Origin of the sequence: Actinomadura graeca (assembly GCF_019175365.1) — a bacterium.
Lineage (GTDB): Bacteria > Actinomycetota > Actinomycetes > Streptosporangiales > Streptosporangiaceae > Spirillospora > Spirillospora graeca.
Window position 1 is genome coordinate 8,843,369 of sequence record NZ_CP059572.1, and the last position, 13,347, is coordinate 8,856,715.

Annotated in this window: 2 protein-coding genes; both read left to right on the top strand. The window is 76.3% G+C overall.

What is annotated here, in order from left to right:
- The first annotated feature begins 119 nt into the window (after positions 1 to 119).
- The gene (locus AGRA3207_RS39080) at positions 120 to 12,230 is read left to right on the top strand and encodes a non-ribosomal peptide synthetase (protein WP_231332388.1); all 12,111 of its coding nucleotides are present in this window, start codon (positions 120 to 122) and stop codon (positions 12,228 to 12,230) included.
- Positions 12,231 to 12,326: 96 nt separating this feature from the next.
- Positions 12,327 to 13,343 (top strand): iron-siderophore ABC transporter substrate-binding protein, encoded by a 1,017-nt coding sequence (locus AGRA3207_RS39085; RefSeq protein ID WP_231332389.1) that lies wholly within the window; start codon positions 12,327 to 12,329, stop codon positions 13,341 to 13,343.
- Positions 13,344 to 13,347: the final 4 nt, after the last annotated feature.

Below are 13,347 nucleotides of genomic sequence, written 5' to 3' on the forward strand. Positions count from 1 at the left end.
GCACAACCTTTCTGTTGTGACGGAACGTCCCAAGACTTAGGTAAGGCTAACCTTGCAGGAAAAACCGAGGCAAGGCTAACCTAACCGGCGTCGGCAGGACCACAACGGAAGAGTTGAGCGTGCGGGATCAGACGACGGTGGCACGGCGGCGCGAGCTCATGCGGCGGATGATGGCGGAGGCCGGACTCGGCCCCGACACCGCCCGGCCGGTCCCTCGCGGATCCGATGGGCCGGCCCCTCTTTCGTACGCGCAGCAGAGCATGTGGCTCCACCATCGCACCTTCCCCGCCAGCCCCGCCTACAACGTGTGCCTGCTGATCCGGATGTCGGGACCGCTCGACACCGGGGCGCTGCGCGACGCGCTGCGCGGCCTGATCCGGCGCCACGCGATCCTGCGGACGGTCTACGCGGACGCCCCGGACGGCGCCCCGGACGGCGCCCCGGACGGCGCCCCCGATGGCCGGGCGGTGCAGATCGTCACCGACGACGACACGCTCGACCTGGAGCCCGCCGGATGCGGCGACGCCGACGCGCGGGCGGCGGAGCTGGCGGCGCTGCCCTTCGACCTGCGGGCCGAGCGCCCGATCCGCCTGGAGCTGCTCCGGCTGGGGGAGGACGAGCACGCCCTGGTGCTCGTCGTCCACCACATCGCGTGGGACGGGATGACGTGGGGGTCGCTGTCACGCGACCTCTCGGCGCTGTACCGGGCGGCCGTGACCGGGGGACCCGACGGGCTGCCCCGCCTGGACGTCCAGTACGCCGACTTCGCCGAGTGGGAGCAGAAGCGGCCCGCCGACGAGGCCGACCTGGCGTACTGGCGCGGGCGCCTGGACCCGCCGCCACCGCCGCTCGACCTGCCCTCCGACCGGCCGCGCGGTACCGTCCTGTCCGAGGAGGGCGGGCGGAGGGCCCGGCGGTTCGACGACGCGGTGACCGAGGGGATGAGGCGCCTCGCGGCGGAGGAGAACCTCACGCCGTACATGGTGATGCTCACCGCCTACGCCGTCCTGCTGCACCGCTACACCGGCACCGACGACGTGGCGGTCGGGTCGGCGGTGATGAACCGCGAGCACGTCGAGATCGAGCGGCTCGTCGGCAACTTCGGCAACACGCTCGTGCTGCGCACCGACCTGTCCGGCGCGCCGACCTTCCGGGAGGCGCTGCGGCGCACCGGGCGGACCTGCGCCGAGGGCTTCGCGCACCAGGCGCTGCCGTACGACCGGATCGTGCAGGAGCTCCGGCCCGCGCGCGGGCGTGGGCGGTCGGCGTTCTTCGACACGATGCTGCTGTTCCTCGCGCAGGAGATCGGCGAGCTGGACCTGCCCGGGGTGACGTCCGGCTGGACGCACGTCCACAACAGGACGACGCACTTCGACCTGTCGCTGGAGGCGTTCGTCCGGGCGCAGGGCATGACCGTCGAGGCGACGTTCCGGCGCGAGATGTTCGACGACGGGCGCGTCGACGCCCTCCTCGGCCACCTGGAGACGCTGCTCGGCGACGCGCTCGCCGACCCGGACCGCCCGATCGGCGCGCTGGAGCTGATGACCGCGGGCGAGCGCGCGCTGATCGACGGCGCCAACGCGACCGCGCGCGACGTCCCGGACACGACCGTGGTCGCGCTCTTCGAGGAGCAGGCCGCGCGGACGCCGGACGCCACCGCGGTCGAGTCGGGGGCCGGGACGCTGACCTACGCCGAGCTGGACCGGCGCTCGTCCGCGCTGGCCGCCGCGCTGCGCGGGCGCGGCGCCGGGCCGGACCGCGTCGTCGCGCTCGCCGTCCCGCGCACGCCCGACCTGGTCGTGGCGCTGCTCGGCGTGCTGAAGTCCGGCGCCGCGTACCTGCCGCTCGACCTGGACCACCCGCCGGACCGGCTCGCCTACATGCTGGACGACGCTCGCCCGCTCTGCGCCGTCGTCACGCCCGCCACGCGCGGCCTCCTCCCGGACGGCGCGGACCTCCTCGTCCTGGACGGGGCGCCGCCGGACGTCCCCGCGGACGCCCCCGCGTCCTGGCCCGCCGCCGCGGACGACCTCGCCTACGTGATCTACACCTCGGGCTCGACCGGGCGTCCCAAGGGCGTGGCGATCCCGCACGGCGCCCTCGCGAACTTCCTGCTCGCGACGCGCGCGCGGCTCGGCCTCGACGTCGGTGACCGGCTCGCCGCGGTCACGACGGTCGCGTTCGACATCGCCGCGCTGGAGCTGTACGGGCCGCTGATCAGCGGCGCGGCCGTCGTGCTCGCGTCCCGGGAGGCCGTCCGCGACCCCGGCGCCCTGGCGGCGCTGCTGAAGGACGCGACGGTCGTGCAGGGCACCCCGTCGCTGCTCGGCACGCTCGACCCGGCGGCGTTCGAGGGGCTGCGGGTCCTGGTCGGCGGCGAGGCGCTGCCCCGGCCGCTGGCCGGGGCGCTGGAGCGCGCCGCCCGCGCCGCCGGCACGCCCGCCGCCAACATGTACGGGCCGACCGAGGCGACGATCTGGGCGACGTCCGCCGACCTGCCCGCCACCGGGATCGGCCGGCCCTTCTGGAACATTCGCGCCCACGTGCTGGACGCCGCGCTGCGGCCCGTCCCGCCGGGGATCCCCGGTGAGCTGTACCTGGCCGGCGCCCAGCTCGCCCGCGGGTACGCCGGGCGGCCCGGCCTCACCGCGGAGCGGTTCGTCGCCGACCCGTCCGGCCCGCCCGGGGCCCGCATGTACCGGACGGGCGACCTCGCCCGGTGGAACCGGGACGGGACCCTCGACTACCTCGGCCGCACCGACGACCAGGTCAAGATCCGCGGGTTCCGGATCGAGCCGGCGGAGGCGCAGGCCGTGCTCGCCGCGCAGCCGGGCGTGGCGCAGGCCGCGGTCGTCGTCCGCGAGGACCGGCCCGGGGAACCGAGGCTCGTCGGCTACTACGTGCCGTCCGGCGAGACCGGCGACCTGCGCGGCGCGCTCGCCGGGGCGCTGCCCGACTACATGGTCCCCTCCGCGCTCGTCCCCCTGGAGGCACTGCCTAGGACGGTCAACGGCAAGCTCGACCGCGCCGCGCTCCCCGACCCGGGGGATGTGCCGTCCGGGCGGACGTCGGGGCGCGCCCCCCGCGACGCCCGCGAAGCCGCCTTGTGCGCCATCTTCGCCGAGCTGCTCGGCCTGGAACGGGTCGGCGTCGACGACGACTTCTTCGCCCTGGGCGGCCACTCGCTGCTGGCCACGAGGGTCGCGGCGAAGGCCCGCGCGGTGCTGGGCGGGTCCCTGTCGATCGCGGACGTCTTCGAGGCGCCCACCGTCGCCGCGCTCGCCCCGAGGCTCGCGGCGGCGACCGGGCCGCGCGTCCGGGACGTGGAGCGGCCCGCGGTCGTCCCGGCATCGGCCGCGCAGCGGGGCCTGTGGCTTGAGGAGCGCCTGCGCGGGCCCTCGCCCTCGTACGCGCTGCCGCTCGGGCTGCGGCTGCGCGGGCCCGTGGACCCCGGGGCGCTGCGGGCGGCGTTCGCCGACGTCGTCGCACGCCACGAGGCCCTGCGGACGCTGCTCGTCGAGGGCCCCGACGGGCTGCCCGTCCAGAGGATCCTCGACGAGTCCGCCGCCGCCGCGTCCGCCGTCTTCACCGTCGTCGACTCCCGGGGGGAGTCCCCTGGCCGCAGTGAGGCGGCCGCCGCCTCGCACGTGTTCGACATCGGCGCCGACCTGCCCGTCCGGGGCACCCTGATCCGCACCGGCGACGAGGACTGGTCGCTGGTCCTGCTGCTGCACCACGCCGCCGCCGACGAGTGGTCGTTCACGCCGCTGCTCGCCGACCTCGCCCGCGCCTACGAGGCGCGCCGCGAGGGCCGCGCGCCCGGCTGGGAGCCGCTGCCCGTCCAGTACGCCGACTACGCGACCTGGGAGCGTGAGGCCGCGCCCGCGGCCGGCGCCCGGCTCGGCTTCTGGGCGGACACCCTCGCGGGGGCGCCCGCGGAGACCGTCCTGCCGTTCGACCGCCCCCGCCCGGCCGAGGCGAGCCACCGGGGCGGGCTGGTGCCGTTCCGGCTCCCCGCCGCCGGGGTGCGGCGGCTGGCCCGCGAGACCGGGACCAGCGTGTTCATGGTGCTGCACGCCGCGGTCGCCGCGCTGCTGCAGCGCTCCGGCGCCGGTGACGACATCGTGCTCGGCTCGCCCATCGCCGGGCGCGGGGATGAGGACCTCGCCGGGCTGGTCGGGGTGTTCGTCAACCCGCTCGTGCTGCGCGCCGACCTGTCGGGCGACCCGGCGTTCGCGGAGCTGCTCGACCGGGTGCGCGCCGCCGACCTCGCCGCGTTCTCGCACGCCGACGTCCCGTTCGAGCGGGTCGTCGAGCGGCTCGCGCCCGAGCGCTCCCTCGCGCGCGGCCCGCTGTTCCAGGTGATGATCGTCCACCAGCGGCTGGACGACGTGCGGCTCGCGCTGCCGGGCGTGCGCGCCGAGCCGTTCCTGCCCGAGACCGGCGGCGTGAAGTTCGACCTGGACCTGTACTTCGCCGAGGGCGACGACGAGGTGGAGGGCTTCGCCGCGTTCGCCGCCGACCTGTTCGACCGGAGCACGGTCGAGGGACTGCTGGACGGCCTCGGCGCGCTGATCGGCCAGGTCGCCGCCGACCCGGGCCGGAGGCTGTCCACGCTGGGCGCGCCGGTCGCGCACCCCGACACCGCGCGGGACCTGCCGCTCGGGACGGCCGCCGCGCTGTTCGAGGCGCAGGCCGCCCGCACGCCGGACAGGACGGCGCTCGTCTTCGGCGCGACCTGCCTCACCTACGCCGAGCTCGACCGCCGCGCCGAGGCGCTCGCCGACCGGCTCGCGGCGGCCGGCGCGGGACCGGAGCGGGTCGTCGCGCTCGCCCTGCCGCGCTCGGACGCGTTCGCGGTGGCGCTGCTGGCGGTGCTGAAGACCGGCGCCGCGTACCTCCCCCTCGACCTGACGTACCCGGCCGCGCGGATCGAGGCGATGCTGGAGGCCGTCCGCCCGCTGCTCGTCCTCGGCCGGGACGAGCCGCCCGCGGACGCGCCCCGCCGCGCCCGCCCCGAGGTCTCGCCCGGCCACCTCGCCTACGTCGTCTTCACCTCGGGTTCGACCGGGGCGCCGAAGGCCGTCGCCGGGACGCAGCGGGCCCTGGCGAACCGGCTCGCCTGGGGCGCGGGCCTGACCGTCCCCGGCGTCCGCGTCGCCAAGAGCTCGCCCGCGTTCATCGACGGCTCCACCGAACTGCTCGGCGGCCTGGTCGCCGGGGACACCGTGGCCGTCGCCGACGACGCGACCGCCACCGACGCCGTCGCGCTCGCGGAGTTCGCCGGGCGGCACGGCGCCGAGGTGGTCACGCTCGTCCCGAGCCTGCTGGCCGCGCTGGCCGACAACGGGCTGCCCGCGTCCGTCACCACCTGGATCAGCAGCGGCGAGGCGCTGCCGCCCGCGCTCGCCGCGCGGATCCCGGCGCGGCTCGTCGACCTCTACGGCTGCTCGGAGGCAGCCGGCGACAGCCTCGCCGCCGAGGCCGGCGGGGGGCTGGCGCCCATCGCCAACACCCGCGCGCACGTGCTGGACGCGGCGCTCCGCGAGGTCCCCGCCGGCGAGCTGTACCTGGCGGGCGACGGCCTCGCCCGCGGCTACCTCGGCGACCCGGCCCGGACCGCCGAGCGGTTCGTCGCAAACCCGTTCGGCCCGCCGGGCTCACGCCTCTACCGCACCGGCGACCGCGTGCGCCGCCGCCGGGACGGGACCCTGGACTTCCTCGGCCGCGCCGACGACCAGATCACCATCCGCGGGTTCCGGATCGAGCCGGGCGAGGTGGAGGCGGCGCTCGCCGCGCAGCCCGGCGTCCGCCGCGCCGCCGTCGCCGCCCACGGCTCGCGCCTGGTCGGGTACGTCGTGGGCGACGCCGACCCCGGCACGCTGGACGGGCGGCTCCGCGCCGTCCTGCCCGGCCACCTCGTCCCGTCCGACCTGGTCGTCCTCGACGAGCTGCCGCTCAACCCGAACGGCAAGGTGGACCGGCGGGCCCTGCCCGCGCCGGGGGCGCCCGCCGCCGGGCGGGCGCCCGGCACCGAGAGGGAACGCGTCCTCGCGCGCCTCGCCGCGACCGTCCTCGGCCGCGCGGACGTCGGCGCCGACGACGACTTCTTCCGCGCCGGGGGCGACAGCATCAGCGCGGCCCTGCTGGTCGCGCGCGCCCGCCGCGCCGGGCTGGTGTTCACCGTCCGCGACGTGTTCCGGCTGCGGACCGTCGAGGCCCTCGCCGGGGCCGCGGCGACGGCCGGCGCCCCGGCCGCGGCCCCGGCCGCCGCGGCGGCGGGCGGACCGGGCGGATCGGGCACGTCCGGCGAGCTGCCGCTGTCGCCGCTCCAGGAAGGTCTCCTGTACCACCTGATGCTCGCGGGCGAGGGCCGCGACATCTACGTGCAGCAGGCCGTCGTGACACTGTCCGGCCCGCTCGACCCGGGCCGGATGGCGGAGGCGGCGCGCGCGGTGCTGGAGAAGTTCCCCAATCTGCGCGCCGGCTTCCGCACGGACGGCGACCGCGCCGTGCAGTTCGTCCCGGACAGGTTCGAGGTGCCGTGGACCTACGCGGAGCTGGACGGCCCCGACGGCCTGGAGGCGTTCGCCGACGCCCAGCGCGCCGAGCCGTTCGACCCGGGCGCGCCGCCGCTGCTCCGCTTCGCCCTGGCCAGGGTCGGGGAGGACGACCACCGCCTGATCCTGACCTCCGAGCTGATCCTGCTGGACGGCTGGTCGGGCGGGCTGCTGGTCACCTCGCTGCTGGAGTCCTACACCGACGCCGCCGCCGAGGCGGCCCGCCCCGTCGCGCCGTTCCGCGCGTTCCTGGACTGGGTGAACGCCCGCGACCAGGACGCCTCCGCGGACGCGTGGCGCCGCGCCCTCGACGGCTTCGACGAGCCCGCCCTCGTCCGTCCCGGCCTCGCCGGGGCGCCCGCCGACCTGGCGGCCGCCGGGGAGGTGCACCGCGCGCTGCCCGCCGGCCTCGGCGAGCGGCTCGACGCGGTCGCGCGGGAGCGGGGCGTCACGCCCGGCACGGTGTTCGAGACGGCGTGGGGCCTGGTGCTGATGGGCCTCACCGGACGCGACGACGTCGTCTTCGGCGCCTCGGTGTCCGGCCGCCACCCCGACGTCGACGGCGTCGAGACCATGGTCGGGCTGCTGTTCAACACCATTCCCGTGCGGGTGCAGGCCGGGCCCGGCGACCCGGCGGCCGCCGTGCTGGACCGCGTCCAGGCCGCCCGGTCCGAGCTGTTCGACCACCAGCACGTCGCGCTCGCCGACGTGCAGCGCGCCACCGGCCTCGGGACGCTGTTCGACACGCTGTTCGTCTTCCAGAACTTCCCCGGCATGCCCACCGGCCGCGGCTTCGGCCCCGGCGGCGGCCTGCGCGTCCTCGGACGCGAGGTCCGCGACGCCACCCACTACCCGGTCACCATGGTCGTCGACCCCGGCGCGGGCCTGCGCGTCATGTACCGGGAGGACGCGTTCACCCGCGCCGCCGCCGAGCGGATCACCGACCGGTACGTCCGCGTCCTGGAGCAGATCGCCGCCGCGCCGGAGGCCCCCTGCCACCGCCTCGGCCTCCTCGTCCCCGAGGAGCACGACCGGCTGCGGCGCGACTGGGACGAGGCACGCCACCCCGTCCCCGAGTCGACCGTCGCCGAACTGCTCGCCGAGCGCGCCGCCGAGCGGCCGGACGACCTCGCGCTGGTGTCGCTGCCGGACGTCCGCCTCACCTATGGGGAGCTGAACGCCCAGGTCAACCGGCTCGCGCGGCTCCTGCTCGCGCACGGCGCCGGGCCCGAGAGGGTCGTCGCGCTGGCCCTGCCGCGCTCGGCGCAGATGGTCGTCGCGCTGTTCGCCGTCCTGCGCACCGGCGCCGCGTACCTGCCGCTGGAACTGGACTACCCGGCCGGCCGGCTCGACTACATGCTCGCCGACGCGGCCCCCGCCTGCCTCGTCTCGCACCGCGGCATCGCCGCCGGGCTGTCCCATGGCGGTACCACCCTCGCCCTGGACGACCCCGCGACGGCGCGCGCACTCGCGGACCTCCCGGGCACCGACCTCACGCCCGGTGAGCTGCCCGGGTTCGCGCCCGGCACGCCCGGCCGCCTCGACCGTCCCGCGTACGTCATCTACACCTCCGGCTCCACGGGCCGCCCGAAGGGCGTGGTGACGCCCTACCGCGGGCTGACCAACATGCAGTTCAACCACCGCGCCCGCATCTTCGACCCGGTCGTGAAGGCCGCCGGGCGGCGGCTGCGCATCGCCCACACCGTCTCCTTCTCCTTCGACATGTCCTGGGAGGAGCTGCTGTGGCTCATCGAGGGCCATGAGGTGCACGTCTGCGACGAGGACCTGCGCCGCGACGCCGAGGCGCTGACCGCCTACCTGCGCCGCCACGGCATCGACGTCATCAACGTCACCCCGACCTACGCCCAGCAGCTCCTGGACGAAGGGCTCCTCGACGGCGGGCACCGGCCGCCGCTCGTCCTGCTCGGCGGCGAGGCGGTCCCGGCGTCGGTGTGGGACCGGCTCGCACGCGCCGACGGCGTCCTCGGCTACAACCTCTACGGGCCGACCGAGTACACGATCAACACCCTCGGCGGCGGCACCGCGGACAGCGCGACGCCGACCGTCGGCAAGCCCATCTGGAACACGCGCGGCCACGTCCTGGACGGCTGGCTGCGTCCCGTCCCGCCCGGCGCGCCCGGCGAGCTGTACATCGCCGGGGCCGGGCTCGCGCGCGGCTACCTCGGCCGCCCCGACCTGACCGCCGAGCGGTTCGTCGCCGACCCGTACTGCTGCGGGGTGGGGGCCGCCCACGTCCCTGGCGGCCCCCTGTGCTCCGGCGGCCGCATGTACCGGACGGGCGACCTGGTGCGTGTCCGCGAGGACGGCAACATCGACTTCCTCGGCCGCACCGACGACCAGGTCAAGATCCGCGGCTACCGCGTCGAGCTGGAGGAGGTCGAGGCCGCGCTCGCCGCCGAGCCCGGCGTCGGGCAGGCCGCGGTGATCGCGGCCGACACCGAGGTCGCGGGGGTCAGGCGCCTCGTCGGCTACGTCGTGCCGGACGGGACGCGCGAGGGCGCCGCCGACGAGCAGATCGCCGAGTGGCGGCAGATCTACGACGCCGAGTACACCGAGGTCGGCACCGTCGTCCACGCCGAGGAGTTCGCGGGCTGGGACAGCAGCTACGACGGCGCCCCCATCCCGCTGGACGACATGCGCGAGTGGCGGGAGACGACCGTCGAGCGCATCCGCGGGCTGCACGGGGAGCGCGGCCCGGGACGCGTCCTGGAGATCGGAGTCGGCGCCGGGCTGATCCTGACCCGCCTCGCCCCGCATGCCGCCGAGTACCGGGGCACCGACTTCTCCGCGCCCGTCATCGAGAAGCTGCGCGCCGACCTCGGCCCGGACACGGCCGTCCGGCTGGACGTCCGGCCGGCGCACGACGTCTCCGGGCTGCCCCGCGGGCACTTCGACACCATCGTCATCAACTCGGTGGCGCAGTACTTCCCCGGCGCCGGGTACCTCCAGGACGTCCTCGCCAAGGCGATGGACCTGCTCGCGCCGGGCGGCGCGCTGTTCCTCGGCGACATCCGGGACCTGCGCACCGTCCGCTGCCTGCACGCCGCGATCCGGCTCGGCCGCGGCCGCGGCGACCTCGACGCGGTCGAGCGGGCCGTCCGGATGGAGAAGGAGCTGCTGCTCGACCCCGCCTTCTTCGGCGCGCTGGAGGGACCCGCGCGGGTGGACGTCCTCACCAAGCGCGGCACGCACCACAACGAGCTGACCCGCCACCGCTACGACGCCGTCCTCTGGAAGGACGTGCCGCCCCCGCCGGAGACCACGACCGTGGACTGGGCCGGCCTGGACGACCTCAAGCGGCGCGCGGCGGGGCCGCTGCGCGTGCGCGGCATCCCCGATCCCCGGCTGTCCGGCGAGATCGCGGCGCTGCGGGCGCTGCGCGGCGGCGCGCCGCCCGAGCGGGCCCGCGCGGCGCTGGACGCGCCGCCCGACGGCGTCGAGCCGGAGACCCTGTACGCCCTCGACCCCGGCGTGGTGCTCACGCCGTCGAGCGAGATCGGACGGTACGACGCGGTCTTCGGCGGCGGCGCGGCGTGCCCTCCCGCCGAACCGGGGCGCCCGCCCGCGTCGTACGCCAGCGACCCGGTGGCGGCCCGCGACCTCGGCGTCCTCGCGGCGCGGGTCCGCGAGGGGCTGAAGCGCCGGCTGCCCGGCTACATGGTCCCGAGCGCGATCGTGACGCTGGACGCGCTGCCCCTCACCGTCAACGGCAAGCTCGACCGGCGCGCCCTGCCCGACCCCGGCCGGGAGGGCCCGCGCCGCGCCGGACGGCCGCCGCGCACCCCCGTCGAGCGCCTGCTGTGCACGCTGTTCGCCGAGGTGCTGGACGCGCCGGGAGCCGGGATCGACGACGACTTCTTCGACCTCGGCGGCCACTCGCTCCTCGCCACCCGCCTCGTCGGGCGGGCGCGGTCGGTGCTCGGCGCCGAGCTGGCGATCCGCGACCTGTTCGAGGCGCCGACCGTCGCCGAGCTGGCCGGGCGCGTCCACCGCAACGCCGCCGGGGGCGCCCCGCCGAGACCCGCCCTCACGCCGCGGGAGCGTCCCGCGAGGATCCCGCTGTCGTTCGCGCAGCGGCGCCTGTGGATGCTCGACCAGCTCCTGCGCGAGGACGACGGGCCGCGCGGCGCCTACCACCTGCCGCTCGCGGTCCGGCTGCGCGGCGACCTCGACCGCGCCGCCCTGGACGCCGCGATCGGCGACGTCACCGCCCGGCACGAGAGCCTGCGGACCGTCTTCGCCGAGCACGACGGCACGCCCTACCAGCGGATCCTGCCGCCGGAGGAGGCGCGCCCCGTCCTGGAGATCGCCTCCTGCACGCCGGAGGAGTTCATCGCGCGGCCGTTCGACCTCGCCGCGGACCTTCCCCTGCGCGTCGCGGTGTTCCCCGAGGGGGAGCGCGAGCACCTGCTCCTCGCCGTGTTCCACCACATCGCCTTCGACGAGTGGTCGTTCGGCCCGTTCGCCCGCGACGTCGCCGCCGCCTACGGCGCGCGGCTGGAGGGACGCGGGCCCGGCTGGGAGCCGCCGCCCGTCCAGTACGCCGACCACGCCCTGTGGCAGCGGGAGCTGCTCGGCGACCCGCTCGACCCGGGAAGCGTCCACGCCCGCCAGCTCGACCACTGGGCGCGGGCCCTGGCGGGGATCCCGGACGAGATCCCCCTGCCGGTGGACCGGCCGCGTCCCGGCACGGTCGGCCAGCGGGGCGCGACCCTGTCGGCCGCCCTGCCGCCCGGCCTCACCGGACGGCTGCGCCGCGTCGCCCGGGACGCCGGCGCCAGCATGTTCATGGTCTGCCAGGCGGCCGTCGCCGCGCTGCTGCACCGGACGGGCGCGGGCGACGACATCCCGCTCGGCAGCCCCGTCGCCGGGCGGACGGAGGAGGCCGCCGCCGGGCTCGTCGGGTTCTTCGTCAACACCCTCGTCCTGCGCGCCGACGTGTCCGGGGCGCCCACGTTCGCGGAGCTGCTGGCCCGCGTCAGGGAGACCGCCCTCGCCGGCCTCGCCCACCAGGACCTCCCCTTCGAGGCCGTGGTGGAGGCGCTGCGCCCGCGCCGGGTCCCCGGCCGCAACCCGCTGTTCCAGGTGATGGTGGGGTATGAGAACCAGGGCGCCGGAGACGTCCGCTTCCCCGGCCTGGAGCAGCGGGAGGCGCTTTTCGGCCCCGGCGCCGCGAAGTTCGACCTCGACTTCATCTTCCGGGAGGACGCCGGCACCGGAGACCTGCGCCTGATCGTCGACTACTCGGCCGACCTGTTCGACCGGGACACCGCGAGGGCGCTGGCCGACGGGATCGCCGGTCTGCTGGAGTCCGTCGCCGCCGACCCGGACGTGGCGGTCGGCGCGCTGCCGTCCGTCCGCACGGCCCGCACGGTGACCGCGGAGCCGGCCGCCGCCGTGGCGGCACCGCGCGGGGGGGACCGCGAGGCCGCCCTGTGCCGCATCTTCGCCGCGGAGCTCGGCGTCCCCGACGTCGGCCCCGACGACGACTTCTTCGACCTCGGCGGGCACTCGCTGCTCGCCATGCGGCTCGTCCGCCGGATCAGGAGGGAGCCCGGATGCGCCGGCCTGAGGATCGCGGCGCTCATGGCGTCCCCGACCGTCGCCGGCCTCCTCGGCCACCTGGAGGAAGGCCGCCGGGACGAGTGAGAGTCCTCATACGGCCCCGCCCCTTGTGGAGTTAGGTGAGGCTAACCTAATGTCTTTGCTCGGCAAGCCCCCGACCTGGAAGGACACCCCACCCCCATGCGCACATTGATGCGGAGCCTGGCCGCCACCGGCGCGCTCGTCCTGAGCCTCGGCCTGGCCGCCGCATGCGGCGACGACGACGAGCCCGCCGCCGGGGCGTCCGGCGGCGCGGCCGGGGCCTTCCCGGTCACGGTCGCGCACAAGCTCGGCTCCGCGACCGTCAAGGAGCCCGCGAAGCGGATCGTCGCGCTCGGCGAGGTGGACCAGGACGCCCTCCTGGCCCTCGGGATCCAGCCCGTCGGGATGACCGAGCTGACCGGCGTCCAGCCCGACGGGCTCGCCCCCTGGAGCGCGCCGAAGGTCACCGGGGCCAGGCCCAAGCTGCTGAAGGCCGGCGAGGCCGGCTTCAACCTGGAGGAGATCGCCGCGCTGCGGCCCGACCTCATCCTCGCCGGCGGCGACTTCACCATCGACAAGGAGTACGGCAAGCTCTCCAAGCTCGCCCCCACCGTCGCCTACCAGACCGGGCCCGCCGAGGACTCCTGGCAGCAGATCACCCGGCAGGTCGCCAAGGCCGTCGGCCGCACCGCCGACGGGGAGGCGCTGGTCGCCTCCGTCGAGAAGAAGATCACCTCCGTGCCGGCCGCGCACCCGCAGCTGAAGGGCAAGGGCTTCGCGCTGACCAGCGTGTTCCCCTCCGGGAACATCGGCGTCATGAAGTCCCCCGACGACACCAGCGTGAAGCTGCTGGAGCAGTTCGGGATGACGCTGCCGGAGCCGCTGAAGAAGCTGCCCGGCGAGGGCTTCGCCGCCGAGCTGAGCATGGAGAAGGTTTCGGTCCTCAACGTCGACGTCCTGCTCAGCCACTACAACGACGACCCCGCGACGCAGAAGAAGGTCGAGGGCAGCAAGCTGTTCTCCGGCCTGCCCGTCGTCAAGCGCGGCTCGTACGTCCCGCTCGACCTCAAGGCGTTCTGGCCGCTGCGCACCCCCACGCCGCTCGCCGTCCCCTACGTCGTCGACCAGGTCGTCCCGCGGATCGCGAAGGCCGCCGGCGCGGCCGGCCCCTCCTAATCCC

What these genes read in the sequence shown, in the direction of transcription:
- AGRA3207_RS39085 (WP_231332389.1), top strand. Translation starts at nt 12,327, where the DNA reads ATGCGCACATTGATGCGGAGCCTGGCCGCCACCGGCGCGCTCGTCCTG.